The organism is Streptomyces acidiscabies (assembly GCF_020010905.1).
Lineage (GTDB): Bacteria > Actinomycetota > Actinomycetes > Streptomycetales > Streptomycetaceae > Streptomyces > Streptomyces acidiscabies.
Genome location: NZ_JAGJBY010000001.1, coordinates 4,357,831 through 4,384,063, shown reverse-complemented (window position 1 = coordinate 4,384,063; position 26,233 = coordinate 4,357,831). Strand labels below are relative to the sequence as shown.

Genomic DNA, 26,233 nt, shown 5'->3' with positions numbered 1-26,233 from the left:
CCTTCGTCGGCCGGATGGTGGCAGCTTAGGCCAGTGCTTCCCGTGCGCGGCGGGCGAGTTCGGCGGCTCCGGGAACACGGCGGCGCCGGTAGACCGCGAGCGTGGAGCGGATGGAGACGATCGCCTTGCGGGTGCGGTCGGAGGTCATGCCTTCCATGAGGACCAGGGCCTGGGTCCAGGCGGCGACGGCTTCGTCAGCGCGGGCCTGGGCGGCGAGGCTGTCGCCGAGGTCGGCGTGGGTGAGGGCGTGGACGCGCTTGTATTTCTCCGGGTCCCAGCGGGTGAGGGCGTCGCGGTGTTGTTGTTCGGTGCCGATGTGGTCGGCGAGGTCGGTCAGGGTGCGGGCGGTGTGGCTGGCCACGGTGCCTGCGGCCGGTCCGCTGACGCGGGAGTAGCTGGGTTGGGGGCTGTCGTCCCGGAGGAGGGCGTCTTCGGCGGCGAGCAGGGCGCGCGCGGCCAAAGGGTGCTCTTTCACGGCTGCGTAGGCGCGGGCGTGAGCGATGTGGAGGAGGGCTTCGGTCTGGCCGTCGACGTGGCCGAGGCCGCATCGCAGGGCGCCTTCGACAAGGTCGACGCAGTGGTGGGGCTGTTTGAGGCTCAACGCTTGGTGGGCGAGGGCGCGCATCATCCAGGCGGCGTGGCCGTGGGGGTCGGATTCGCAGGCGAGTTGGTAGCCGACCTGGTAGTAGCGCTGGGCGGCCCCCTCCTGGCCGAGGTCGTGGTGCTTCCAGCCCGCGAGGTAGGCGAGTTCGGCGACGGCGCCGAAGGCGGCCCGGCGTAAGGCTTCGCTGGGGAAGCGTCCGCGCAGCATGGGGGCGGCTGTGTCGGCGAGGTACGCGGTGACGGTGGTCAGGCCGTGGCCGCCGCCGAGGCGCTCGTCGGCGGCGCTGAAGGCTGCGGTGATCTGCCGTACGACGTCCATGTCCTCCGCGCCGACCAGGGACGTGCCGGTGCGGGCGCGGAGCATGCGGGCGGTGGCCTCGTGGTCGTGGGCGAGTGGCATGGCGACGCCAGCCGTGGTGAAGGCGGCCACAGCGAGGAAGCGGCGGCGCTCAACGTCTGCCCGGCCGAGGTCAGTTGCGGCGAGAACGGGATCCCCTTCGGCTGGCTCCTCGCCGTCAGGCGCGCGTAGGCCGATCTCGGTCTGGGTGATGATGCGGCCCGTTCGGCGTGACAGGGCTTCGGCGAGGTACTGGCCGGTCCGGCCGGTGGGCCGGCGGGTGCCGTTGGCCCAGTGGGAGACGGCCGACTTGTTGGTCTGGAGGATTTCGCCGTTCTCGGCCGCGATACGTCGTACGTCCCTGGCGAGGGCCTCGTAGGTACAGCCGGTCGCGGCAATGACGTCGCGCAGGCGGGAGTTGGGGTCTCTCGGCGCTGCCACGCTCTCCTCCGCTCCGGGGCTGTAAACCTCGTATACCGCTTCAACTCCCTCTCACCGTACCCACTGTGCGTGACGGAGGGTTCACTAATCATCAGCCGCCCGGCCCCGGTCCGACACCGCGACCAGGTTCCCCCTTCGGCCGGGCGGTCCCCGAAGTTCCCTGCGCCTACACCGGGTTCGGGCATTCCTGCGCCTTTGGACCTGGCCGATCAGAGACGGAGACACGGTGACCACCATCGACACCACGGCCATCACGGTCGTACTGCCCGAGGCGTTCGACCCGCGCTGGAGCCGCCTGCCCGGCATCCGCGTCGACGGCCCGCGCATCACCATCGACCCGGCCGAGTACTTCTTCCGCTTCGAGTCGAACACCTGGCTCGTCGCCGACTGGGAGCTGGTCAAGGCTCAGCTCCTGGACGTGGACGAGACCACCGAGAGCGCGGTCGAGCAGCTCGCGCTGGACTTCATCAAGGCCCACGCCGAGTCCACCCCGGACGCCGCCCGCGTCCTGGCCACCGCGTACGAGGTGTACGCGTACCTGTTCCGCGACGAGCACCTCGTCGGCCTCGGTCTGCCGCAGATCACCGGCGAGCACCTGCGGATGCTGCGCGAGGCGGCGACGCTGATGGCGCTCAACAAGGTCGAGCTGGACGGGCACATCTCCAACGTCGGTCCCTGCTGGTTCTTCCCCGCCGCCACCTCCGTCGTCTTCGACCTGGACGACGAGACGGGCGGGATGCTCGACGAGGTCTACCACGGCGGCTGGTTCAACGAGCACCGCCGCATCGAGTCCGTCAAGGCCCACGCCGCGCTCGGCGGACGGCTCGTGCACGGCTGCCAGTCCGTGCCGGACCAGACCGGCGGCGTGGTCGCGCCCTACGGTGCCTCGATGGCCGACTTCCGTGACGACCTCGCCGCGTTCAAGGCGGGCTGGATCGAGCAGGTCCACGCCCACCGCGTGAACCCCGCCGCGTAACCCCCCGCCCGATCAGGCTCCGGGGCAGGCCGGCATCCCCCGCCCGCCCCGGACGCCACCACTTCCCCGGAGACCTCACGTGACCACGAACCCCAGCGCCGAACTCCTGAACAACCTGCTCACCATGGTCGGCCAAGCCACCGGCACCCGGGAGGAGGTACGCGTATGGTCCATGTCCGGCGTCGAGCGCGTCACCTTCCCCGACAACACGACGGCCGTCTTCAAGTACGCCAAGAAGCCCTTCGACACCGAGGACCAGGCCCTGCGCCTGGCCCGCACCCTCGGCGTCCCCGTCCCCCAGGTCCACGCCTCCGCCGTCCTGGACGGCTGGCTCGGCATGCTCATGGAGGACCTCGGACCGTCCACCCGCGAGGCCGACGACCTCGACGGCACCGCTGCGGCCGTGGTCCTGCACAGCACACGTACGGCCGCCTCCCTGCCCGTCCTCGACCAGGAACGGCTGCGCATGCGCCCGGCCAGGGCACTGGAGCACCTCGAACGGCTCCGCAAGGCCGACCGGTGGCAGGACGCCGACGACGTCGAGGACGCGCTCGGCAGGATCGCCCGGGCCGCCGACGCCCGCTCGGCCGGAGCGACCCTGGAACCGTTCGGCTGGGTGCACTCCGAGTTCCACCCCACCAGCATCCACATCGGCCAACACGGCTGGCGGCTGCTCGACTTCGCCCGCGCCTTCACCGGCCCCGGCCTGCTCGACCTCGCCAGCTGGCACGGCACCCTCGACACCCCCGACCCCGTACGCCTGCGGGTCCTCCTGGAGCAGTACGTCACCGGCGGCGGGACCCCCGATGTCCTCACCGCGCGCGGCGGACTCACCGCCGAGAACTGGGCGTTGGGCTGGCAGCGCATGTGGGCCGTCGAGTGGTTCATGGAACAGGCCGTCCGCTGGATCGACGATCCAGCCACCGACCCCGCCTACACCAAGGCCGTACGCCGCCACCTCACCGACGTACTCCGCCTCCTGGAGATCTGACGTGCACGGCCAGGCATCCCCGTGGCACGCCCACGCACTCCAGCGCACCGCCACCGGCCCTCTCGCCGTACCTGCCCGGATGGAATGGACCACGAAGCCCGGCAGCGGACCCGGCGCCGAGATCCTCGGCCCCAGCCTGCACGGCAAGCGGCTGCTGGAACTCGGCTGCGGCCCCGGCCACAACGCCGCCCACCTCGCCTCCCGCCACGGCGCACACGTCACCGGCATCGACCTGGCCTGGCTCCAGATCCACCGCGCCCGCTCCCACTACGGACAGCTGGACAACCTCACCTTCATCACTGGTCACGCCCTGCACCAACTGCACGCCACCCACGTGCAGTTCGACGCGATCTACTCCGTCTTCGGCGCCGTCGGCCTCGTCGCCCCCGAACTCCTGCTCCCGGCCGTCGCCCAACACCTCGCGCCCGGCCGCCTGTTCGTCTTCTCCGTCCCCCACCCGCAACGCGACGGCCGAAACCCCGCCGACGACGACCGTCCCCGCCACGACCACGTCACCCTCCCCGACCACACCCAACTCCCCATCGAACGCTGGGACTTCGATGCCGACCGCTGGGACAGGCACCTCGGTGATGAGGGTCTCCTGCTCACCTCGGCCCAGGAGTTCCACGCCACCCTGCTCATCACCGCGTGCAAGTCCTGACACCAGGGAGAATCCCGTGCGTCTGCCTTACTTGCTCCTCGACATCGACGGTGTCCTCATTCCCTTTCCCCAGGCCAACGGCACCACTCCGGCCACCCACACACGCCACGACGTAGTCCCGACAGGCCGAACCTCCGACACCCCTGTCAGCATCTGGCTCAACCCCGCGCACGGTCCCTTGCTCACGCAAGTGCTCCGATCCGGCCTGATCACCCCTGTCTGGTGCACCAGTTGGCGCCAGGATGCCGCGACCCTCATCGGACCGCTCCCCGGTCTCCCGAACCTGCCACACATCGACCTCCCGCGCCCCCGGATCACCACCAGCCACCCCAACGGCTACCTCTGGAAACGCGACCACGTCGACACCTGGCTCGGCGACGCCCCCGCCGTCTGGATCGACGACGACTTCACCAGCCTTGACCACGACTGGGCCACAGAGCGCACAGCCAAGGGACCATCAACCCTCCTCGTTCAGCCCGACCCCCGTGCCGGGCTCCAAGCGGAACACCTGGCCGCAGCCTTGGAATGGGCGGCGTCATTGTTCTCTGCGGGGACCGCAAAGGCCGTCTGAGCCGGATCGCCACAGGTCAGACGGCTCTTCGCCGCACGTACTACGCGTTGAAGCGGTACTCCCCCGCCCGCACCCGGAAGACCTGGTACTCGGCGCCTCCGGAACTGTCCTTGCGAGCCGGTTTCAGGCCCTTCGGGGCGGTGACCGGCTTGCCTTGGGTCGGTATCCAGATCTCCGCGTCCGTGTTGAACGGGACCGTCGCCGTGAGGGCGATGCGGGCGTCGGGGAGTCGGTGCCATTCCGAAGTGACCTTGCCTCGGACCGTGTTGATGGTCGCGCTGACGTGGTCGAGGGGGGTGGGTGACAGGTCGATGTCGTCAACGTTCTCAGGGACTCGGCTGTTGACCGGAGTTGAGGGGATGTAGGGGCGGATGCGCAGGGTTTCGTACGCAGTTGAGGTCGGGCGGATACCTGCGAGGCTCTGGTAGAACCAGGTCGCCACGTTGGAGCGGTAGTGGTGGTTGACCGAGAGGCGGTCGGTCCACTGCTCCCAGAGGGAGGTGGCGCCCTTGGCGATCTGGTAGACGTAGCCGGGTGCGCCGGTTTGAGTGACGGCCTTGAGGGCGGTGTCCGTGTAGCCGTACTCGCTGAGGATGTTGAACTCGTAGCGGGAACCGTACATGTCGTTCTGGAGGTGGCCGCCGGATGCGGTGATGCGGTCGGCGAGGAGTTTGACCAGGGCTTTCTTGTTCTCCGCCTGGGGCTTCGTGTTCTTCAGGTAGCGGGGGTCGCTCGGCGGCAGGTCGGAGCCGGGGACGAGGTCGAAGGCGACGGCCATCGTGTTCTCGCTGGAGATGCTGCCCTTGGTGAACTGGGCCCCGTCCCAGTAGTTGGCGATGAACGCCTTGCGCAGGGTGCGGACCAACTCGCGGTAGTACGCGGCCCGTTGGCGGCGGCCGAGGAGGTCACCGACCTGGGTCATGTAGTCGCAGAAGTGGATGTAGAAGGCGAGGCTGATGACGGCGTTGCTGCCAGGGGCTTCAGCGCCGGAGTAGGCGCCGAGGGACGCCTCGAAGACGTAGTCGTTCGCCGGGGTGAACAGGGTCTCGTAGTACGCGAGAAGCCGGTCCTGGTGGTCGAACAGCTCCGCGAAGAGGCTGCTGTTGCCGTAGTACGTGTACAGCTCCCACGGCATCACGAAGTACGCGGAGTCCCAGGCGGGCACGGCCTTCCAGGCGGCGTTCCAGCCGGGTGTGCGGTCGTAGCCGTAGCCGCCCTTGGCGACGGGGACGATCATCGGGAGCTGGCCGGTGGAGATCTGGTTGTCGGGGAAGTGGCGCAGGAAGGTCGTGAAGACGCCGTTGACGTCCCAGGTCAGGGACTGGGACTCGGAGCTGGCCATGGCGTCGCCGGTCCAGCCGTTCTTCTCGCGGGAGGGCGTGTCGGTGGGCTTCTGGACGAGATTGTTCTGCTCGGCCCACTCCAGGTTGCGCTGAAGGCGGTTGAGGAGGGCGTTGCCGGTGGTGAAGGTGCCGGTGCGGGCGAAGCCGGTACGGGCGACGGATACGGTGAACAGGCCCTCATCCATAGGGAGTTGAGGAGTACGGCCGAGGACCGCTTCGAGGTTCCGCACCTCCAGGTAGCGGAAGCCGAAGTGGCTGAACTGCTGCTCCCACGTCTGCTCGGGGCGGGCGCCGACCGTGTAGTAGTGGGTCTGGAGGTTGGCGTCGTGCTGGAAGTTCTCCTCCTCGACCGTGCCGTCGGTGACGCGGTTGCCGCCCCGGATGCGCAGGGCGAGGCCCGCCTTGCCGGGGGTGACGCCGGTGAGGTGGACGCGGACGAAGCCGGTGAGGATCTGCCCGTAGTCGACGATCCAGGTTCCCGGGGTGCCCGGCGTGAGGGCGACGGGCTTCAACACCTCGCTGACCAGGACGGGTTCGGACTCGTGGGCGCGCAGGACGGCGGGCTTGAAGCCGGGCGGGGTCTTCGTCGCGGGGAGTCTGCCATGGGACTTGGGGTGAGGGCTGGAGCAACTGCCCGGTGGGATCAGATGAGTTGCGGACCGCCAGTCCGGTCCGGTGCGGTAGCCGCTCGTCCGCCACTCCCCCAGCTTCTCCGCACGCCGGGCGTCGTACTTCTCGCCGGAGTAGACGGAGTCGAAGGTGGTCGGACCGTCGGCGGTGAGCCAACTGCCGTCGGTGACCAGGGTGGTTGAGGTGCCGTCGGTGTAGGTGACGGCGAGTTTCGCGAGGAGGCGGGGCTGGCCGGAGTAGGGGGCGAGCTGCCAGTACCACTCCTGAGGGGTCGTCAACCCGTAGAAACCCCGGCCCAGTTCGGCGGCGAGGACGTTCTCGCGGCCGGGGCGCAGGAGGGCGGTGACGTCGAAGGTGTCGTAGAGGACCGTACGGTCGTAGGTGCTGTGGTCGGTGAGGAGGCGGGGCGTCCGGGTGCCGTCGACGGTGAGGGGGTCGCCGTTGACGGTGAAGGTGACGTTGCCCGCCGCGCCGAGGTGGAGGCGGGCCTTGGCGATACGGCGGTTGCCGCCCAGCTTGAAGGCGCGGCGCAGGAGGGGGGCCGGAGCGGCGATCGGGAGGACGCTGCCCCGGCCCGGGATGTACGGGTTCTTCGGCGGGAAGGTGAGGCCGTCGAGGGTGCCGATGCCGGCCTCGAAGGGGTTCGCGCCGGTGGTGAGGTCGGCGGCGAAGTCCCGGGCGCCGGTGCCCTTTACGGTGACGCTGCGGATGGTCGCCGAGGTGACGCCACCGAAGCCGAAGCTGCCGTGGCGCCGGATCTGGTCGCCGGTGAGGGTACGGGTGTCGACGTGGACGCCGTTCACGGTGGTCACGACGGTGAGGCCACGCACCTCGACGGCCACCGTGTGGTCGCGACTTGCCCAGGTACCCGGCGTGAGGCCGGTGGACACCGGCAGGGCGACCGTGCCGACGGGGACGCGGCGTGTGCCGGAGGTCGTGGGGTTGGTCTCACTCTGCGGGTCGTAGTGGTCGACACCCCAGTCCGGCTCCGAAGTGCCGTCGTCTATCCAGGTGTTGCCCGCATAGTGACTCGTCGCCATCACAAGTTGCATCGCGTCGCCGGAACGCTTCAGCGTCCAGTCCAGGGCCTCGCCCCAGGTCTTGCCGATGGGCTCGGCGCGCAGGAGCAGGGAGAGCCCGCTGTCGGGGTCGGCACCGCCCCGGAAGACGACGGTCGCGGTCAAGTCCCGCCAGTCGTGGTCCTGTTCGGTACGTCCGCCGATCCAGCGCGCGCCGGACCAGTCGCCGTCGAAGGGGCCGGTCTCCCAGGTCGCGGGCTTGCTCCAGGCGCCGGGGCGGCCCCGCTCGTCCCAGGAGCGGACCTGCCAGTGATAGGCGCGGTCGGCCTTCAACGCGCGGCCCTTGTAGGGGACTTCGACGGTGGCGGTGCTCTCGACGCGTCCGCTGGTCCAGATGTCGGCGGCGCCGGGGCGGGTCCCTACGCGGATCTCGTACGCGGACTGGCGGTCGACCGGGGGGATCCAGCTGAAGGAGGGGGTGGTCTGGGTGCCGAGGGGGGCGGTGCGGGAGTTGATCTGGAGGGCGTACGGCTGGCCCGTTTTGTGCGCGGCGGACGAGACGACTGCCGAGGCGGCGGCGTCAGGTGCGGACAGGGCAGTCCCCGCCGCCGTCGCCGTCATGATGCCGAGCAGGTGTCGGCGGCTCAACGTGCTCATGTGCTCAGGTTCCTTCGATCTCGCTGGTCAGCCGGGCCAGGTAGGCCTCGATGTCCGCGCCCTTCTCGCGCAGTTCGTCCGCCACGGCGGGGACGGTCAGGATGAGGAAGCGGTCCTCGGCGATGCCGTCGGCGACGAGTTCGCCGACCTGATCCGCTTCCAGGACAGGGGTGTTGGGGCCGCGCGGCGCGGACACCTCGCCGTAGAAGGCGACTTGTTCGGCGATGTTGGTGACGACCATCCCGGGGCACAGGCAGGAGACGCCGATCCCGCGCGGACGCAGGTAGAGGGCGAGGGACTCGGAGAGCCCGACGACCGCGTGTTTGCTTGCCGTGTACGGGAGTTGCTCGTACCCGTAGGGCATCAGGCCCGCGTTGGAGGCCGTGTTGACGATGTGTCCGCTGCCGCGTTCCAGCAGGTGCGGCAGGAAGACGAGGTTGCTGCGGACGACGCCGAGGAGGTTGACGTCGATGACCTTCTGCCAGGCGTCGAGGGGGATCGCCTCGACGGGGCCGACGGCGAGGACACCGGCGTTGTTCATGACGATGTCGACCCGGCCGTACGTGGTGAGCGCGAGGTCTCGTACCGCTTCCAGGTCGTCGAGGCTGGTGACGTCGCAGCGGGCGGCGACCGCCTGGCCGCCGAGTTCCCCGGCGACCGTGTCGGCGCGGGCGGCGTCGCGGTCGGTGACGACGACGAGGGCGCCCCGGCGGGCGAGGGAGTGGGCGGCGGCCCGGCCGATGCCGCTGCCCGCGCCGGTGACGACGGCTACGGCACCCTTCATTTCCACGGTCATCGCGACGCCGACCCTTCCTCCGTGGACGGCTTCTTGTGTCCCAACTCCAGCCACCGGGACCGGAGTTCGTACACGGCCGCCTTGGGTCGGCGGTCGCGCGTGAAGACGCCCTTGCGGTTGCCGTCGACGCGGTGGATGCCGTGGGAGGTCTGGAAGTCGGCGAAGTTCCAGATGTGTTCGCCGATGACCTCGGGGATGCGGTCGAAGGTGCGGTGGTGCAGGGCGAGAAGGTCGGCCTGGTACTCCTCGGTCCACGGCTGGTCCCACACCGAGTGCAGACCGGGGAGGGTGTCCGCGCCGTACTCGCTCATGAGGAGCGGCTTGCCGAACTTCGCGGCCCAGGCGCGCAGGTCGCCTTCCAAGTAGCGTGCTGCGGTGAGGAGATCGCCGGTCGCGACGTACCAGCCGTAGTAGCGGTTCACGCAGATCACGTCGAAGAGGTCGGCGATCCGGTCGTTCTCGGAGGTCGCGAACATCACGGCCGAGTAGGTGACCGGGCGGGTGGGGTCGAGCTTGCGGGTCAACTCGACCAGGGGCTCGAAGTATTCACGGGCGCCCTCCTCGTTGGAGGCGGGTTCGTTGGCGATGGACCACATGACGACGCTGGGGTGGTTCTTGTCGCGGGCGATCAGTTCGCGGATCGCCTGGGCGTGGGCGGCGCGGGTGGTGTCGTTGACGGTGTCCGGGGAGAAGGTCGGGCGGGGCGGGGTGCCCAACAGGCCCGCTTCCACAGCGAGGTTGAGGCCGACGGCGGCCGTCTCGTCGATGACGACGATGCCGTGCCGGTCGGCGAAGTCGAGCACCTCTTCGGCGTACGGGTAGTGGGACGTGCGGAAGGAGTTGGCGCCGACCCACTCCATGAGCTGGAAGTCGTGGACGAGGTAGGCGTTGTCGTGGCCCTTGCCGCGTACGGGGGTGTCCTCGTGCTTGCCGAAGCCGGTGAAGTAGAACTCCTCGCCGTTGATGAGGAATTGGCCTCCGCCGACCTCGACCGTGCGGACGCCGAAGGGTTGTTGGTAGACGTCCGTGCCGGGGATCTCGGCGACGAGGTCGTACAGGTATGCGGCGCCGGGTCGCCAGAGGGTGACGTCCGGGATCCGCAGCGTGCCGGTCGCGCCGTCGGCGGCGGCGACCTCCGTGCCGTCCGCGTCCAGGACACGGACCCTGACCTCGGCGGATTCGCTGGTGCTCACTTCGTAGGCGACCGTGCCGTCGAGGCCGGTGACGACGGTGACGTCCGTGATGTGGGTGGCGGGGACGCTGTGCAGCCACACCGAGCGGGCAAGGCCGGCGTAGTTGTAGAAGTCGTGCAGGTACGTCTGTCTGCGGGTGCCGTCGTGGTCGACGGTGATGCGGCCGGGCGGGACGGTGGTGTTGGTGAGTTCGTTGTTCACGCCGATCGTGAGGCGGAACTCGGCGCCGGGGGTGGCGTGTTGGGTGATGTCGGCTTCGAACGGGGTGTAGCCGCCGATGTGTTCGGCCACGAGGACGTCGTCGACGTACACGCAGCCCTCGTGCGTGGCCGCGTCGACGCGCACGAGCACCCGCTCGCCGGACCAGCCTCGCGGGACGCGGACCGTGCGCTGGTACCAGACCCAGCCGACGTGGTCGCGGATCGCGGGGTCGGTGAAGAGGTCGTTGTAGCTGGCGGGGACGGCTGCTTCGAGGCCGGTGTCGAGGGGGGCCGACCAGGGGGTGGGGCCCGCCTCGGCGTCGAGGGCGAACTTCCAGACGCCGTCGAGGTTCACCAGCTCTCGGGTGGCGGATGGACGGGGTTTCAGCATGGGGGTCCTCTCAGGTCAGGGAGCAGCTCACGCAAGGGCGCTTCGGGTCAGGTCAGCCGATTCCGGGTCGGCTCAAGAAGTTCGGCTCAGGCACTTCCGGCAGCCTTCTCCCGCCGCCGCGCCTCACGCCGGGCGCGCTGCTTCACCGGGTCGGCAACCGGCGCCGCCAGCAACAGGCGGCGCGTGTAGGGGTGTTCGGGAGTGGAGGTGACGTGTCCTGCGGGGCCCGTCTCGACGATGTCGCCGTGGTGAACGACCGCGACACGGTGGCTGACATGCCGGATGACGGCGAGGTCGTGCGAGACGAAAAGATAGGCGACACCGGTACGGCGCTGGATATCGACGAACAGATCGAGGACGCGGGCCTGCGTGGAGAGGTCCAGCGCGGAGACCGGTTCGTCGCAGACGATCAGCTTGGGGCCGGGCGCCAATGCCCGTGCGATGGCGACGCGTTGACGCTGGCCGCCACTGAACTCGCGGGGCAGCCGGTCGTACGCGTCCGCCGGAAGACCGACCTGGTCGAGAAGATCCAGCACCCGGGTCCGGGCGCCCTTCGGGGTCGCGCCCTGGACGACAAGGGGTTCACTGAGAATGTCGCCGACGGTCAGGGCGGGGTTGAGGGAGGTGTAGGGGTCCTGGAAGACGACCTGGAGATCACGGGCAAGCCCCCGGCGTTCCTTGGGAGTTGCGTGGGTGATGTCCTGGCCCAGGAAACGGATGCCACCACCGGCCGCTTTGACGAGACCGAGGACGGCACGGCCGATGGTGGTCTTGCCGGACCCTGACTCGCCGACGACACCGAGGGTCTCGCCTTTGCCGACGGTCAGGGAGACACCGTGGAGGACTTCCTTGGGGCGGGCCCGGAAGCCACGGCCGGGGTAGGTGACGCGAAGGCCGGAGACGTCGAGAAGAGGGTTCGTCATCGGGTCTCCCGAGAATCAACAGCCTGGCTGTCCTCCGCGCGGACCGTGTCCTCGTCGAGGATCGAGTCCAACAACATGCGCGTGTACGGGTGTTGAGGCGCCGCGAACAGCCCCTCCACCTCCCCCGTCTCGACGATCCGCCCCTCCCGCATGACCGCAACCCGGTCGCAAATGTCGGCTACGACACCGAAGTTGTGCGTCACCAGCAACACCGCCATGTCCAACTCCGCCTGAAGATCCCGGAGCAGATCGAGGATCTCCGCCTGCACCGTCACATCGAGCGCGGTGGTCGGCTCGTCGGCGATGAGCAGCGCGGGGCGAGTAGCAACAGCCCCTGCGATCAGAACGCGTTGGGCCATGCCCCCGGAGATCTGGTGAGGGTAGGAGGCGTAGGTACGGGCAGGGTCGGGGATGCCGACGCGGGTCAGCAGGGCCAGCGCCCGCGCTCGCGCTTCCTTACGGGGCAAGGGAGTTGCCGCGCGGATCGCCTCGACGAGCTGCGCGCCCACGGTCCAGTTGGGGTCCAGGTTGGACATCGGCTCCTGAGGGACGTACGCGATCGCCCGCCCCCGCACCTTCCTCAACTCCCCTTCACCCAGCCCGAGCAGCTCACGCCCGTCGAGCCGCACCGACCCCCGAACGACCACGGCCTCCGCAGGCAGCACCCCCAGCACCGCGAACGCGGTCTGTGTCTTGCCGGACCCCGACTCCCCCACGAGCCCGAGGGTCTCCCCGGCCTCCAGCGTGAGGCTCACCCCGGAGACGACCTCCCTCAACTCCCCGTCGGAGGTGGGGTAGGCGAGGGCGAGATCGTCGACGACGAGCAGTCCCGAAGAAGCGCTGTACGAGGAAGGCACCTGGAGTCGAGGTGTCGAGACAATGCGGGCCGGCTTGGGCCGCCCCCCTTCCAGCGCGTCCCGCAGCGAGTTGCCGAGCAGCACCAGACACGCCGTGATGAGCCCCAACGTCAGGCTGGGCCACACGAATTGGAGAGGTTCCTCGTAGAGGTTCGTGAACCCCTCGGAGATCATCGCCCCGAAGCTCGGCACCGCGCTGGACCCGAGTCCGAGGAACGCCAGCCCGGACTGTACGGAGATGGAGGACCCGGCGAGGAAGGCGGTGGCGATGATCACCGGCCCCCGGACGACGGTGAGGACGTGGCGGCGCAGGATCCGCAGGTCGGGCAGCCCGGAGACGCGCGCGGCGTCGACGTACAGCTCGTTCTTGACCCCGAGGACGAGGTTGCGGACGAGCCGGTAGATGCCCGGCGAGAGGAGGAACCCGAAGATGAGCATGGTCGCCCGGTAGTCGCCGCCGGTGACGGGCAGCAGGACGATGAGGAGCAGGAGTCCGGGGAACGTCATGACGAGGCTGAACACCCATTCGGTGACGCCCCGTACCCGTCGCCCGAAGTACCCGCCGATCAGCCCGAAGGTGACGCCGACGGCGAGGGCGATGCTGGTGCCGATGAGGGCGGAGACCATGCTGGTGTTGATGGACGCGAGGAGCCGGGCGAGGATGTCGCGCCCGCTCTTGTCGCCGCCGAGGAGGTAGCCGTCGGTGCCGGGCGCGGCGTTGACGGCGTCCAACGAGGCGTGGTTCGGGCCGTGTTCGCGGACGAGCGGGGAGATCAGGCCGAGCAGGACGATGGCCAGCAGCAGCCCCGCGCTGATGACGGCCTGCGGGTCGCGCAGCAGTCGGCGTACAGAGGGTGTGGTCAACTCAGCACTCTCGCCTTCGGGTTGAGCCAGCCGCCCACCAGGTCGACGGCGAGGTTGACGCCGATCACGAGGAGTACGCCGAAGAGGCTGATGCCCATGATGATCGGGACGTCTCCCTGGAGGGACGCGTTGAAGGCGTACTGTCCGTAGCCGGGGAGCGCGAAGACCTGCTCGATGACGAGCGCGCCGCCGAGCATCTGGACGAACTCCAGGGAGAGCACGGTGAGTGCGGGCCCGGCGGCGCCGCGCAGGGCGTGCCGCAGGACGACGGAGCGGGTCGGGACGCCTCGGGTGCGCAGCGTACGGACGTAGTCCTTGCGGAGTTCGCCGATCATCGCGCCTCTGATCTGGGCGGTGAGGTTCGCGACGCCGCCCATCATGAGCGCGGCGACGGGGATGGCGATGGTGGAGGCCCAGCCCGCCGGGTCCTCGGCGAGGGGCGTGTAGCCGGTGGCGGGGAACCAGCCGAGTTTCACGGCGAGTACGTAGGTGAGGGCGATCGCGATCAGCAGGTTGGGGACGAGGTGGCCGACCATGGAGACGCCTTGGGCGATGCGGTCGACGGCGCCGCCGCGTGCTGCGGCGAGGACGCCGAGGGTGACGCTGATCAGGGTGGTGAGGAGGAGGGCGGTGACGACGAGGGAGAGGGTGACGCCGAGGCGGGCGGTGACGGCGGCGCGGACGGGTTCGCTGGTGAACCAGGACAGGCCGAGGTCGCCGCGTACGGCGTGGCCGAGCCAGTCGCCGTACTGGACGAACAGGGGGCGGTCGAGGCCGAGTTGGGCTTTCTGCTGGTGGATCTGGTCGGGGGTGGCTCCGGTGCCGACGATGCTGCTGGCGACGTCGTCGAAAGAGGTGCTGAGGAGGAGGAAGGTGAGGAGGGTGACGAGAACGGCGAGGACCAGACCGGTGCCGAGGCGGCGCACCACGTAGAGGATCATGGGATGTTCCTAGGCGGTGGCGCCGAACTGGCGGACGGTGGCGAGAGTTGACGATCCGTCACCGAGGTAGGTGATGCCCTTCTTGGTGACCCAGTCGCTGCCGATCTGGAAGACGGGGCTGTACCAGGCGTTGTCGACGCCGAACTTGTTGATCTGCCGGTAGATTCCGGCGGCCTTGCCGGGGTCGAGTTCGCGGTCGGCCCGGTCGAGGAGTGAAGTGAGCGCCGGGTCGGTGGAGTTGAAGACGTTGCGGTAGCCGGTGGGGCTGTAGAAGTTGCGGGTCTCGGTGGGGGTGGCGGTGAGGCCGTCCACGACGAGGAACAGGGGGTACTTCTTGGACGCGAGCGCGGAGACGGCCTGTTGGGGCGGTACGGGCTGCCAGGTGACCTTGACGCCGATGTCGCCGAGGGCCTGGGTGAGGGTGGGCTCGAAGGTCTTGGTGAAGACGAGGCTCGGCATCGTGACGGAGAACCCGTTCGGGTAACCGGCTTCCGCGAGCAGGCGTTTGGCGCCTTGAGGGTCGTAACCGTAGGTCTGGTTCAGGGAGTTGTCGTACGCCGTGCCCTTGGGGTTGTAGATCTGGGTGGTGGGGCTGCCGGAGCCGCGCAGGAGCTGTTTGACCATCTTGGCGCGGTCGAAGGCCATGTTGATCGCCTTGCGGACCCGCAAGTCGCCCAGCGGCTTGAGGACTTGGCCCTCGCGGTCGGCGAGGACGAGGGTGGCTCCGGCGGTTGCGTCGACGTGCTTGTGCTCGAAGGCGGGGGCGGGGAAGCCGGAGAGCTGGGAGATGTCGACGGTTCCGGCGTTGGTCTGGCCGGCCTTGAGGGCGTTGGCGGCGGCCGTGGGGTCGGAGATGACGCGGACCTTGACCGTGGCGAAGGGGTAGGCGGCTTTGTTCCAGTAGTCGGCGCGGCGCTTGAGGACGTACACCGAGCCGTTGACGGTCTGACCCTTGTCGAGGGTGTAGGGGCCGGAGCCGACCGGTTCGAGGGCGGCGCTCCTGGTGGTCATGGTCTTCGGGTCGCCGATCACTCCGGCGGCCTGCGAGAGCGCGGTGAGCAGGGAGCCGTCCGGGCGCTTGAGGCGGACGACGACGGTGGTCGCGTCGGGGGCCTCGACGGCGGCGAGGGAGGCGAGCATGCCTTGGGAGGGGCCCGAGGTGGTGCGGATGCGGTCGAGGGTGGCGCGGACGGCGGCGGAGTCGACGGGTGAGCCGTCGCTGAACTTCATGCCGGTGCGCAGCTTGAGGGTCAGGGTGCGGGCGTCGGTGGAGTACTGCCAGCTCTGCGCGGCGCCCGGCTGGAGGCGGCCCTCGTTGTCCTGGAGGAGCAGGGTGTCGTAGACGGAGTCCCAGACGTACATCTGCTGGCCCTCCAACAGCTGTGTCGGGTCGAAGGAGTTGGGCGTCCCGAAGATCGAGAGGGCGAGGGTCGACGGGGAGGCGGAGGTGCTCGCCGGCCGGCTGTCGCAGGCCGCCGAGGCGAACAGCACCGCGCCGACGCCCAGGGCGGTGAGGGCTTGTCTGCGGGTGCGCGGATGGGGGTGTCGTATGCGCATGGCTGGATTCCTTCGTCCGGGAACCGTCCCCCTGGTCGGCTCTCCGGGGGAGCGATCACGCCACCACTTACCACGTGGTCTGTTTTCGGTGGGACGTTATGGGTCTGTGGCAAGCTCGTGAAGACGGCGATCACATTTCGTTATGCACTTGTTATCCAATCCAGCGCCCAGCGCTGGACGATTCCCGACCGGGCGGCATAATTTCGAGCTCCCACCGACCCCGTCGAGGAGAGTGAGCGGCACGTGGAGCAGTCGAAGGCGCGGGGCAGCTACGCGAAATCGCTGGCCCGCAGGGCGGAGATCGTGCAGGCCGCGCGCGAGAGCTTCGTCGAACACGGCTTCGCGAAGGCGTCGTTGCGCGATATCGCCGAGCGGGCCGGGATCACCCACACCGGGCTGCTCCACCACTTCCACAACAAGGACGAGATCCTCGCGGCCGTCCTCGCGGAGCGCGACGCCGAGGAGTGGCGCCAGGGCGCGGACTTCATCGAGAGCGCCGACCAACTCGGGCCGTACTTCGAGCAGTTGCTCCGCCACCACCAGCAGGCGCCCGAACTCATGCGCCTGTGGATCGAGTTGGCGGCAGCCGCGTCCCGCCCCGACCACTCCGCGCACGCGTACTTCGTCGAGCGCTACGAACGCTCGCGGGCCACCTTCACCGAGGGCGTCCACGAGGGCAGCACCGGCGTCGCGCTGCGCCTCGGCGTCAGCCCCGAGAGCGCCTCGATGCTCCTCAACGCGGTGCTGCACGGATTGCAGTTGCAGTGGCTGCTGGACCCGAGCCTCGACATCACCCGGCCCGTGCGGGACTTTGTGCGGCTACTGCTGGAAGAGGAGTGAGATATCGGCTTTTGCGGGCGCGGGCCGGGCGTCGGGCGGACAATGGACGCGAGCCGGTCCCGTACACCGTGACCGCCGACCGCTCCGGGAGGCTCCCATGCCCGACCGCCCCTTCGTCATCTGGAAAGGTCACGGCGCCGACCAGGGGATCTACTCCGCGCGCTGCGATCAGGGGACCGAGTTCCACGACGTCCGCAAGGTGAGCTGGTTCGCCAGCAGCCGGGGTCTCGCGGCGGTCGTCGTCCCCGGCGGGAACGGCATCCGGGCCGCCTGGCGCGGCGCCGGCGACGACAGCCGGCTGTGGACCGCCGCCGGGCACTTCACCGGCGACAGCTGGGACGACCAGGCGCTCCCGCCCGACGTACCGCGTACGGAGGACCGCCCGGCGCTCGGCGTCCTCGGCACCCAACCGGTCCTGGCCTGGCGCGGCGCGGGCGCCGACGAGCACATCTGGTACTCGGTCCTCGGCCCGCACGGCTGGACCCCGCAGCAGGTCACCAGCGACGGCACGGCGAGTTCCAGCCACGGCCCGGCGCTCGCTGAGCACAAGGGCCGCCTGTTCATGGCGTGGAAAGGGTCGGGAGGCAACCAGAACCTGTACTGGTGCGTGTACGACGGCTATTCGTGGACCCAGCCGACGGCCTTCCCCGGCGGCTCGACCCACGGACCGGCGCTCGCGTCGAACGGCTTCACCCTGACGATGGCCTGGAAGGGCTCCGGCAACGACGACTCCCTGTGGCGCGCCGCCTACGGCGACAACGGCTGGTCGGCGCAGCGGCTCGCCATCGGCCGCTCCAGCCACGGGCCGGCGCTGAGCCGCGTCGACAACCGGATCACCATGGTGTGGAAGGGCGCGGGCGGCGACGAACGCCTGTGGTGGACGCCGGACAACTTCGCCTCCCAGCGCCCACTCGGCGACGGACTCACCACCAGCGACACACCGGCGGTGATCCCGCTCAACTTCTCCGACCTGTGAGCCTCCACTCCTGAGAACCGTCAGCAACCGTTTTCTGCAACGTCAGCGGCGCACCCGCGCTCGCGCCCGTCAGATACAGCTCCGGGTTCTTGACGGACTGCAAGCGGTAGTAACCGTTTGTGGTGGCGACCAGGTTCCAGCTTCCCTTCGGGCTGTCGTCGACCCACTGCCCGATCCGCTGGCCCTCGGTCGCGTTGCCGGTCCAGACGGCGGCGGCCCGCCCGCCGGACCGGTTCAGGAGGGTTGTCCCGCCCTGCGGCTCGGTCACGACGTGCCAGTACTGCGTGTCCGGATTGCTCGCGGAGCCCACGGCTTCGAGGCGTACGTCGGGGACGTCGCCGTTGCCGAGGTTCGCGTCGTTGGTCCTGCCGCCCGTGCCGATGACCTGGCCCGTCGCGCGGTTCTGCAAACGGTAGTAAGCGCCTGCTGAACGCCCCAGGTCGACCTCCGCGTACGCGAGTGTCGACGTGCCCTGGTTGCGCAGGATCACGACCCGCCCGGTGTCCGCGTCGTACTGGAGATTACGGCTGTACCCGGCGCCCAGCGTCGTCTGGTACTCCTTCCACACTCCGTCGCTGCGCCCGCTCTCGTTGACCCACACGTCCCCGCTCCCGGCCGCGTTGTAGACGAGCCGCCCGTCGGGCAGGCGGATCAGTACGGGGCTCCCGCCCATCGCGAGCGGATGCGAACCGGCGTCCACGGGAAGGGAGTTGACGCCCTCGCCGACCGGCGAGCCCTTGAAGAACTCCAGCGGGCTGTCCGCAACGCGGTACCTCGTGTTGGCGCCGCCGCCCCAGTATTCGTACGTCAGCAGCCACTTGCCGTCGGTCGTGGGGACGACGTTCGTCATGCCGGGGCGTCCGCCGCCGATGCCCTGCGCTCCCGAGAGTCCGGCGATGTCGACGACCGGCTTCTCCCACGCCGCCGAACGGCCGTCCCACGTACGGTGGACAAGAATCTGGCCGTGTGCGTCCGGCGCCGTGTCGTTGGCGGGGTCGAGGGCCGGTACGCCGGTCGCCGGGTCGAAGCCGGTGTAGTCGTTCTCGTCGGAGTAGAAGCACACCAGCTTGCCCTGATGCACCATCAGGTACGGCTCCCAGAGCGGGTCCACCTGGCGGTGCGTGTTCGCGGCGGCGACGTTCTGGCCGACGGCGCCCGCGCTGCCGCCCTGCCAGCCGCCGGTGGCGATGATGTTGATGACCCGCCAGGTCACGCCGTCGTCGTTGCTGGCGTACAGGGCAATCGCCAGGTCGCTGCGGTCACCGTCGTTGGAGGGCGTCCAGTCGGGGTCGGCGGCCTTGTGCTCCTTGTAGTACGCGTCGTCGCCGGAGACGACGGTCGCCATGAGGAGGGTGCCGCGCTTCAGGGCGCCGACGTTCTGCGGGAGGACGTAGAGGTAGGGGTTGGTCCAATTGCTGGTGTACTTCGGGTAGTTGCCGAGGTACGCCGGGGCCTTCACCTCGGACAGGGGCTGCCAGGTCGTGCCGTGGTCGTCGCTCTTGTAGACGGGGATGGTCTGGCCGTCCGCGCTGCCGGACTTCGCGACGACGGTGGACTTCTCGAAGGCGGCGACCAGTCTGCCGCTGGGGAGTTGGGCCGACTTGGGGTAGATGGCGCAGTTGCCCCGGCCCTTGAGGCAGGGTTCCGAGCCGAGTTGGTAGAGGATGCCGCCGGTGGGGTTGTAGGCGTGGGCGGTGGCGGTCGGGATGGCGAGGAGGGCGGTGGCTGCTCCCAGGACGCCGAGTCTCTTCAGCATGGCTTGTCCTCCGCGAACACGCGGACGTCCCAGGCGTTCAAGTGGGCTTCCCGGCCGAGGGGTTCGCCGCTGAGGACGTCCGTCAGACCGGCGGGCGCTCGCAGACTCGCCTGCTCCCAGGACCAGTTGTGGACAACGTACACGCGTCGGCCGTCCGCCGAGGTGCCGCTCGTCACCGTCACCGACTCGGGCAACTCGCCCCAGCCGTGCCGGGGTTCGGGGGCGAGCCATTCGGCGAGGGCGCGGGCCAGCGTCTGGCCGGGGACGGTGCCGACGCAGGTGACGCGGCCTTCGCCGTGACGGCGGGTGGTGATGGCGGGCCAGCGGCCGAAGTGGGGGTGGTCGTAGCGGGCGAGGATCTCCACGGCGTCTGCCGCCGCGCCGCCGCCTTGCTCAACGCACTTTGAGACAGGGCCTGTTGATGTGCCGCCCGTTGCCGCGCCGCCGGCCACGGTCAGCCCGTCCGCCCACCGCGTCGCCGTCGCCCCCTCCGGAACACCGAGCGGCCCCCCGCCCGTGACCGGCACCTCCGCGACGAGGTTGCTGAACTCGTCGTACGAAACCCCCGCCGCCTCCGCCAGCCTCGCGGGCGCGCGGTCGGTGCGGGCGCGGGCCTCCTGGTCGGCGTACCCGGTGCGGGGGCCGAGGACGAGGTGGCCGCCCGCGTGGGCGTACGCGGCGAGCCACTCCAGGGTGGAGTCGGCGGCGAGGTAGAGCGCGGGGACGACCAGGACCGGGTGGGTCCGGGCCGCCGACTCCGGCTCCAGGCCCTCGCGTTCACCGGTCGGGTCGTGCAACTGGCGGGCGTGGACGATGCGTACCTGGCGGCGGGCCTCGAACGCGCCCCGGTAGAAGGGGTCGAGGATGCCGTGGTAGGCGGCCGGGTCGGGTTCGCCGTCCGGGGTCGCGAGGGGCGGGTACTTCTGCATGAGCCACTTGCTGGGCGTCGAGTAGACGATCGTGACGTCCGCGTCGGGTTCGAGTCCGGCGACGAGTTCCCCGGCCGTGTCGAACTCGGCGCCGAGGCGGGCGAGTTCGGCGTACGTGCGGCCGGGTCTGCCGGTGTGCGGGAGGACGCCGCCCCAGTAGGTCTCGGCGCCGAAGTGCAGGGTGTGCCAGTGCCAGTACTCGATCATGCGGGCACCCCGGGACACCAACGCCCAGGCGGCCTGGCGCCATTGGCCGTCGTACGCGGGACGGTTGTCCCAGGGGAAGCCGATCGAGGAGGCATTGGTCTCGGTGACGAGGAACGGGGACTGGCGGGAGGAGAACATCCAGTCGGCGGTCTGGTAGAGGGACCAGACACCGGCGGTCTGCCACTTCTGGGGACGGTCGACGGGGTCCGGGAGGGCCAGACCGTCCTGCATCGCGTAGTACGGGTTCCCGGAGGCGATGTCGAGGCGGTCGGTCAGCTCGTCGTCCTCGACCGCCGGGCGGGTGTAGGAGATACAGGTGGTGACGAACTGGTCGTCGCGCGCGTACTCGCGGACGATGTCGGCCTGCCAGCCGATGAACTCGGTGACCTGGCGGGCCTGGAACTCCCGCCAGGCGACGTCGTACTGAGGCTGGACGTTGCCGTCGGGGGTCCACAGGTCGGCCCACGTCGAGAGGCGGTGCGACCAGTAGACCAGGCCCCACTCGCGGTTGAGGGTCTCGACGTCGCCGTACTTCTGCCGGAGATGGTCGGTGAACCGCTCGAACACGCCCCGGTTGTGCAGGAGTTCGTTGCCGGGTTCGTTGTCGACCTGGAAGCCGATGACGGCCGGGTGGCTCGCGTAGCGGGCGGTGATACGGCGGATCACGCGCTCGGCGTGGAAGCGGAACGCCGGGTGGGTGAAGTCGACTTCCTGGCGGGCGCCCCAGCCGATGCGCTCGCCGGTCCTCCGCTCGCCGGTGATCTCGGGGTACTGGCGGGCGAGCCACGGGGGGACGGCGTAGGTGGGGGTGCCGAGGACGACGGAGATGCCGCGTTCGTGGGCGCCGTCCAGGACCGGCTGGAGCCAGTCGAGGTCGAAGACGTCGTTCTCCGGCTCCCAGGTGGACCAGACGGACTCGCCGACGCGGATGACGGTGAAGTGCGCCTCGGACATGAGGTCGAGGTCGGTCTTGAGGCGGTTCTCGGAGCGGGGGTAGGGCTGGTACTCGTGGTAGTAGGCGGCGCCGAACAGGACGCGGGCGGGGAGTTCCGCCATGAAATAGCCTCCAGACAAAGGGATTTACTGCTTGACGCCGCCGGTGGCCAGTCCGCTCTGCCAGTACCGCTGGAGCAGGAGGAAGGCCACGACGAGGGGCAGGATGGAGAGCAGGGAGCCGGTCACGACCAGCGCGAGCATGTCGCTGCTCGCGCCCGCGCCGCCGTTCTGCGCCTGCGCGGCCCAGGACGAGAGGCCGACGGTGACCGGGTAGAGATCGGGGTCGTTCAGCATGATCAGCGGCAGGAAGTAGTTGTTCCAGGTCGCGACGAGCGTGAACAGCAGGACGGTGACAAGGCCGGGGCCGAGCAGTCTGAGCGCGATGCGGAAGAAGATCCGCACCTCGCCGGCGCCGTCGATGCGGGCGGCCTCCAGGAGGCTGTCCGGGATCGCGTCGGCGGCGTAGATCCGCATCAGGTACAGGCCGAACGGGTTGACCAGCGAGGGCAGGATGATCGCCCACGGCGTGTTCACCAGGCCCGCCTTGGCGAACAGCAGGTACGTCGGGATCGCCAGCGCCGTCGTCGGGACCATCACCGCGCCGAGCACCAGGTTGAAGGCGGCGCGGTCACCCCGGAAGCGGAACTTCGCGAAGCCGTAGCCTCCGGCGGCGGCGAGGACGGCGGCGCCGATGGCGCTGACGCCCGCGTACAGCACGGTGTTGAGGAGCCAGGTGACGAAGACGCCGTCGTCCTGCGTGAACGTGTCCTTGATGTTGGTGAGGAGTTGGGGCGCGTCGGAGAACCAAAGGCCGAAGCTGTCGATCAGGTCGTGCGCGGACTTGGTGGACGCGATGAGGAGCCAGAGCAGCGGCAGCAGGAAGTAGGCGAGGGCCGCGAGCATGGCGATGGTGAGGGGCGTGCTGCGGCGGGGCCGCTTCGCCTTGCTAACTCCGGTGTGCTGTGCGGCCGTCGGCCTGTCGAGAAGGGTCGTCACGGGGTCCTCCTGCGGTTCGCGGTCAGCAGGACGGCGTAGGAGGCGATGACGATCACGAGGCCGAGGAGGAACGACACCGTCGCCGCGTAGTTGACCTGCTGGCCGGTGAACGCGAGGGAGTAGGCGTAGAGGTTGGCGGTGTAGTCGCTGGTGATGACGTCGGGGGCGATCTTCATCAGCAGGTTGGGTTCGTTGAAGAGCTGGAAGCTGCCGATCACCGAGAAGAGCAGGCAGAGCAGCAACGCGGGCCGCAGCGCGGGGAGTTTGACCGACCAGGCGGTCCGCCAGGCGCCCGCGCCGTCCATCGCGGCGGCCTCGTACAGCTCCGTCGGGATGGTACGCAGCGCCGCGTACAGGATGATCATGTTGTAGCCGGTGAACTCCCACGTGACGATGTTGGCGAGGCTGCCGAGCATCCAGGTTCCGCTGAGGAAGTCCGGTACGGGCAGGCTGAGTTCACGCGCGAACTGGGCGAACGGGCCGAAGTCCGGGCCGTACAGGTAGCCCCACATGAGTGCGGCGACGACGCTGGGGACGGCGTACGGCACGAAGACGCCGAGCCGGATGATCCGGGCGAGCCGCAGGAGGCCGCTGTCCAGGGCGAGGGCGAAGAGGAGCGCCAGGGCCAGCATGATCGGCACCTGGATGACGAAGAAGAGCGCCACCCTCCCTACTCCGTGCAGGAGTTGGGAGTCCTTGACGGCCTGGACGTAGTTGTCGAAGCCGACGAAGGCGGTGCCGCCGATCAGGCGTTCCTGGAAGAGGCTGAGGTAGGCGGCGTAGCCGAGAGGGGTGAGGAAGAGGAGGAGGAACAGGATCATGAAGGGGGCGACGAAGAGGGGTCCCGCCGACCTCCGGCGCGGTGCGGCCATCTCAGTTCCCCTCGACCGTGAAGCCCTGACCCTTGGCGTACGACGTGAGCCGTGACTGCCAACTCCCCAGCGCGGACACGGTGTCTGCGTGGTCGGCGAGGGACTTGCCGACGGTCTCGGTCCAGTCGGTGGCGGCCTGGTCGAGGAACGGCGGCCACTGGAAGTCGGCGTCGACGGTCGAACTGACGCCCGCGAACACCTCGTTGACCTTCTGGCCGCCATAGAAGGCGGGCGCGTCGCCGGTGAACGACGGGTCGGCGAGGAGGGCCTTGGTCGCCGGGAAGAAGAACTGCTCGGTGGCGAACATCTTCGCGCTGGCGGGGTCGCTGTTGAGGAACTGTGCGAACACGGCGGCCTGGACGGCGTTCTTGGTGCCCCGGATGACGGCGGTGGTGGAGCCGCCCCAGTTCCCGGAGGACGGCTTCGCGGCGTCCCACTGCGGGAGCGGGGCCGCGCGCCAGTTCCCGGCGGTGTCCTTCGCGGAGCCGGAGAGGAACGCGGGGGCCCAGGCGGCGGTCAGCCAGGTCGCGTACTTGCCCTTGTTGAGGGCCGCGTACCAGCCGTCGGTGAAGTCGGGTTCGACACCGATGACGCCTTCCTTCGCGAGGCCGCCCCAGTACGCGCCGAGCTTCTTCGACACGGCGTCGTCGACGCTGATCGCGATCTCGCCCTTGCTCCGGCTGACGTACGGCTTGCTTCCCGCCTGCCACAACAGGCCGTGCCAGGCGGCGGGTTGGTTCGCGGCGAGGTTGGTGAGGTAGACGTCCGGGTCGGCCTGGTGGAGCTTGCGGGCGGCTGCCGCGAACTCGTCCCACGTCCCCGGTACTTGGATGCCGTGCTTGTCGAAGATGTCCTTGCGGTACAGCATGCCCATCGGGCCGGTGTCCTGCGGGATCGCCCAGACCTCGCCGCCGGTGCCGGTGACCTGGCCCCAAGTCCACTCCACGAACGTCGACTTGAGAGCCTCGGCGCCGTACGGGCGCAGGTCCAGCAGGTTGTTGGTGATGGTGAAGGTGGGGATCGCCTGGTACTCCATCTGCACCAGGTCGGGGGCGCCGCTGCCGGCCTTCAACGCCGTGCGCAGCTTGGTGTACTGGGGGGTGCCCTGGCCGGCGTTGACGATCTTCACCTTGACCGCCGGGTACTTCTTCTCGAAGAGGGCGATCTCCTTGGCGATGTTCGGGACCCAGGTCCAGAAGGTGAGTTCGGTCGGCGTCTTCATCGCCTTGTCGATGTCGGCCTGGCTGACCGGCTGGGTCGCGGACTGGGACTTCCCCGAGTCACCGCCGCCGCAGGCGGTGAGGGCGGCGCCCAGGGAGAGGGCTCCGGTCGTCGTGAGGAAGAGGCGGCGGCTCAGGGAAGCGGACGTGATGATGTTTTTGGGCATGGTGGACTCCCGCCGGAAGCGAAGAGGGGTGCGGGGACGCCGAGGGGGTGAACGTCCGCCGGAGACAAGGGGGTCGAAGACCCGGGGCACGCCTCGGAGCGAGGCGGCATGAGGGGGGGTACGCGGCTCGGTGAAAGGGGCGCGGCGCGGTGGGGAGGCGCGCGGGCGCGATGGTTCGGTCAGTCGCGGGCGGGCCCACCTCCGCCCGGGGAGGCCGGGGAGGCCGGGGAAGCCGGGACGGCCCGCGCCGGACCCGTCGAGTCCCGTACGACCAGGTCCACCGGCGGCTGACCCGACGGCAGCGGGTCCGCGCCGGGGTTCTCGATCACGTGCACGAGCCTCTTGAGCCCCTCCTGGGCCACGGTGTCGAAGGGTTGGCGCACCGTGGTCAGCGGAGGTGTCACGTACGCGGCGACCGGGATGTCGTCGAACCCGACGACGCTGACGTCCTCGGGCACCCGGCGTCCGGCGTCCGCCAGCGCCCGGATCAGCCCGATCGCCATGTCGTCGTTCGCGGCGAACACGGCGGTGACGTCGCCCAGTTGGGCCAGCTCCCGGCCCGCCCGGTACCCCGAGGCCGCCGACCAGTCGCCTTCGACGACGGGCGGCACCCGCCTGCCGTGCTCGGTCAACGCGGCCCGCCAGCCCACGAGTCGGTCCCGGGCGGCGAACCAGCGCTGGGGGCCAGCGAGGTGATGGACCGTCACATGGCCCAGTTCCAGGAGGTGTTCGACCGCCGTACGCGCCATGAGGTCGGCGCCGTCGCCTGCGGACAGCACCGTCGGCGAGGTCACCGGCGAGGGTGCGCCGATCACCAGCACCGGCACGTCCACCCGCAGCGGCACCCCGCTCGGTTCGTCGATCGGCTCCGACACGACGATGCCGTCCACGCCCTGGTCGAGCAGCGAGTCGACGGCTCCGGCGATGCCCGCCGGGTCGCCTTCGACGGTGTTGACGACCCGCAGCGCGTACCCCGTGTCCCGGACGACCTTCTCGACGCCCATCAGCAGCGAGGCCGGCCCGTACAGCGCGGTGCCCAGTGTGACGACGCCGATCGACCTGGTGCGGCCCGAGGCGAGCGCGCGGGCGGCGTTGTTGCGCCGGTACCCGAGCTGCTCGGCGGCGTCGAGGACCCTGCGCCGCACGTCCGCCGAGACGTACGGCTCGTCGTTGAAAACGCGGGAAACCGTTTTCTGCGACACCCCGGCGAGGCGTGCGACGTCCACGCTGCGCGGCGCCGCCGTTCCGGCGTTCCGCCCGGCTGCTCGTGTCACGGCACCTCCCGGTCGACAGTTACGACGTGTCCATGATCCCAGACGCTGA

The 26,233-nt window shown here is 69.6% G+C and carries 20 protein-coding genes; 6 read left to right on the top strand and 14 right to left on the bottom strand.

Going from position 1 to position 26,233, the window contains the following annotated elements:
* Positions 1-25: 25 nt before the first annotated feature.
* The gene (locus J8M50_RS20120) at positions 26-1,381 is read right to left on the bottom strand and encodes an NsdA family TPR-like regulatory protein (protein WP_010355168.1); all 1,356 of its coding nucleotides are present in this window, start codon (positions 1,379-1,381) and stop codon (positions 26-28) included.
* Between the two features lie 226 nt (positions 1,382-1,607).
* Here J8M50_RS20120 and J8M50_RS20115 point away from each other — a divergent pair, with 226 nt between their 5' ends.
* From J8M50_RS20115 to J8M50_RS20100, 4 genes are all read left to right on the top strand, one after another.
* Complete coding sequence (locus J8M50_RS20115; protein WP_010355169.1) at positions 1,608-2,357, top strand: hypothetical protein; 750 nt, start codon at positions 1,608-1,610, stop codon at positions 2,355-2,357.
* Between the two features lie 79 nt (positions 2,358-2,436).
* The gene (locus tag J8M50_RS20110; RefSeq protein WP_010355170.1) at positions 2,437-3,348 is read left to right on the top strand and encodes an aminoglycoside phosphotransferase family protein; all 912 of its coding nucleotides are present in this window, start codon (positions 2,437-2,439) and stop codon (positions 3,346-3,348) included.
* Position 3,349: 1 nt separating this feature from the next.
* The gene (locus J8M50_RS20105) at positions 3,350-4,009 is read left to right on the top strand and encodes a class I SAM-dependent methyltransferase (protein WP_010355171.1); all 660 of its coding nucleotides are present in this window, start codon (positions 3,350-3,352) and stop codon (positions 4,007-4,009) included.
* Between the two features lie 16 nt (positions 4,010-4,025).
* Positions 4,026-4,580 (top strand): HAD domain-containing protein, encoded by a 555-nt coding sequence (locus J8M50_RS20100; protein ID WP_010355172.1) that lies wholly within the window; start codon positions 4,026-4,028, stop codon positions 4,578-4,580.
* A gap of 40 nt (positions 4,581-4,620) precedes the next feature.
* On the opposite strand, the gene J8M50_RS20095 is transcribed toward J8M50_RS20100, so the two are convergent.
* The 7 genes from J8M50_RS20095 to J8M50_RS20060 all read right to left on the bottom strand — a co-directional run bounded on the left by J8M50_RS20095 (position 4,621) and on the right by J8M50_RS20060 (position 15,951).
* A complete protein-coding gene (locus J8M50_RS20095) occupies positions 4,621-8,229 on the bottom strand; it encodes a family 78 glycoside hydrolase catalytic domain (protein ID WP_010355173.1) in 3,609 nt (1,202 codons plus the stop codon).
* Between the two features lie 4 nt (positions 8,230-8,233).
* Positions 8,234-9,025, bottom strand: a complete 792-nt coding sequence (locus tag J8M50_RS20090) for an SDR family oxidoreductase (RefSeq protein ID WP_010355174.1) — start codon at positions 9,023-9,025, stop codon at positions 8,234-8,236.
* Positions 9,022-10,809: a beta-glucuronidase gene (uidA, locus tag J8M50_RS20085; protein ID WP_010355175.1), complete on the bottom strand. Its 1,788-nt coding sequence runs from the start codon at positions 10,807-10,809 to the stop codon at positions 9,022-9,024. The genes J8M50_RS20090 and uidA overlap by 4 nt, the downstream gene beginning before the upstream one ends.
* A gap of 86 nt (positions 10,810-10,895) precedes the next feature.
* Positions 10,896-11,732 carry an ATP-binding cassette domain-containing protein gene (locus tag J8M50_RS20080; protein WP_010355176.1) on the bottom strand — a complete coding sequence of 279 codons (837 nt, stop codon included), beginning with the start codon at positions 11,730-11,732 and terminating at the stop codon, positions 10,896-10,898.
* Positions 11,729-13,453, bottom strand: a complete 1,725-nt coding sequence (locus J8M50_RS20075; protein ID WP_010355177.1) for a dipeptide/oligopeptide/nickel ABC transporter permease/ATP-binding protein — start codon at positions 13,451-13,453, stop codon at positions 11,729-11,731. Before J8M50_RS20075 ends, J8M50_RS20080 begins: the two co-directional genes overlap by 4 nt.
* A complete protein-coding gene (locus tag J8M50_RS49165; protein WP_010355178.1) occupies positions 13,450-14,394 on the bottom strand; it encodes an ABC transporter permease in 945 nt (314 codons plus the stop codon). The genes J8M50_RS20075 and J8M50_RS49165 overlap by 4 nt, the downstream gene beginning before the upstream one ends.
* A 9-nt stretch (positions 14,395-14,403) precedes the next feature.
* Positions 14,404-15,951, bottom strand: a complete 1,548-nt coding sequence (locus J8M50_RS20060) for an ABC transporter substrate-binding protein (protein ID WP_010355179.1) — start codon at positions 15,949-15,951, stop codon at positions 14,404-14,406.
* 243 nt (positions 15,952-16,194) lie between these two features.
* Here J8M50_RS20060 and J8M50_RS20055 point away from each other — a divergent pair, with 243 nt between their 5' ends.
* A complete protein-coding gene (locus tag J8M50_RS20055; RefSeq protein ID WP_010355180.1) occupies positions 16,195-16,791 on the top strand; it encodes a TetR/AcrR family transcriptional regulator in 597 nt (198 codons plus the stop codon).
* A 97-nt stretch (positions 16,792-16,888) separates the two neighbouring features.
* A complete protein-coding gene (locus J8M50_RS20050) occupies positions 16,889-17,767 on the top strand; it encodes a hypothetical protein (RefSeq protein ID WP_010355181.1) in 879 nt (292 codons plus the stop codon).
* Here the strand turns inward: J8M50_RS20050 and J8M50_RS20045 are convergent.
* The 6 genes from J8M50_RS20045 to J8M50_RS20020 form a co-directional block, all read right to left on the bottom strand.
* Positions 17,748-19,523: an RICIN domain-containing protein gene (locus J8M50_RS20045; RefSeq protein ID WP_010355182.1), complete on the bottom strand. Its 1,776-nt coding sequence runs from the start codon at positions 19,521-19,523 to the stop codon at positions 17,748-17,750. The two genes, J8M50_RS20050 and J8M50_RS20045, sit on opposite strands and share 20 nt — an antisense overlap.
* Positions 19,517-21,715, bottom strand: coding sequence for a beta-galactosidase (locus tag J8M50_RS20040; RefSeq protein WP_010355183.1), 2,199 nt, complete (start codon positions 21,713-21,715; stop codon positions 19,517-19,519). Before J8M50_RS20040 ends, J8M50_RS20045 begins: the two co-directional genes overlap by 7 nt.
* Positions 21,716-21,739: 24 nt before the next feature.
* On the bottom strand, positions 21,740-22,651 hold the full coding sequence (locus J8M50_RS20035; protein ID WP_010355184.1) for a carbohydrate ABC transporter permease: 912 nt from the start codon (positions 22,649-22,651) through the stop codon (positions 21,740-21,742).
* Positions 22,648-23,523: a carbohydrate ABC transporter permease gene (locus J8M50_RS20030; protein WP_010355185.1), complete on the bottom strand. Its 876-nt coding sequence runs from the start codon at positions 23,521-23,523 to the stop codon at positions 22,648-22,650. The genes J8M50_RS20035 and J8M50_RS20030 overlap by 4 nt, the downstream gene beginning before the upstream one ends.
* Position 23,524: 1 nt before the next feature.
* A complete protein-coding gene (locus J8M50_RS20025; protein ID WP_010355186.1) occupies positions 23,525-24,910 on the bottom strand; it encodes an ABC transporter substrate-binding protein in 1,386 nt (461 codons plus the stop codon).
* 179 nt (positions 24,911-25,089) lie between these two features.
* Positions 25,090-26,184 carry a LacI family DNA-binding transcriptional regulator gene (locus tag J8M50_RS20020; protein WP_370516636.1) on the bottom strand — a complete coding sequence of 365 codons (1,095 nt, stop codon included), beginning with the start codon at positions 26,182-26,184 and terminating at the stop codon, positions 25,090-25,092.
* Positions 26,185-26,233 lie beyond the last annotated feature (49 nt).

Coding starts and splice junctions, on each gene's coding strand:
- J8M50_RS20095 (WP_010355173.1), bottom strand. CDS start 8,229: ATGAGCACGTTGAGCCGCCGACACCTGCTCGGCATCATGACGGCGACG.
- J8M50_RS20090 (WP_010355174.1), bottom strand. CDS start 9,025: ATGACCGTGGAAATGAAGGGTGCCGTAGCCGTCGTCACCGGCGCGGGC.
- uidA (WP_010355175.1), bottom strand. CDS start 10,809: ATGCTGAAACCCCGTCCATCCGCCACCCGAGAGCTGGTGAACCTCGAC.
- J8M50_RS20080 (WP_010355176.1), bottom strand. CDS start 11,732: ATGACGAACCCTCTTCTCGACGTCTCCGGCCTTCGCGTCACCTACCCC.
- J8M50_RS49165 (WP_010355178.1), bottom strand. CDS start 14,394: ATGATCCTCTACGTGGTGCGCCGCCTCGGCACCGGTCTGGTCCTCGCC.
- J8M50_RS20060 (WP_010355179.1), bottom strand. CDS start 15,951: ATGCGCATACGACACCCCCATCCGCGCACCCGCAGACAAGCCCTCACC.
- J8M50_RS20050 (WP_010355181.1), top strand. CDS start 16,889: ATGCCCGACCGCCCCTTCGTCATCTGGAAAGGTCACGGCGCCGACCAG.
- J8M50_RS20045 (WP_010355182.1), bottom strand. CDS start 19,523: ATGCTGAAGAGACTCGGCGTCCTGGGAGCAGCCACCGCCCTCCTCGCC.
- J8M50_RS20040 (WP_010355183.1), bottom strand. CDS start 21,715: ATGGCGGAACTCCCCGCCCGCGTCCTGTTCGGCGCCGCCTACTACCAC.
- J8M50_RS20030 (WP_010355185.1), bottom strand. CDS start 23,523: ATGGCCGCACCGCGCCGGAGGTCGGCGGGACCCCTCTTCGTCGCCCCC.
- J8M50_RS20025 (WP_010355186.1), bottom strand. CDS start 24,910: ATGCCCAAAAACATCATCACGTCCGCTTCCCTGAGCCGCCGCCTCTTC.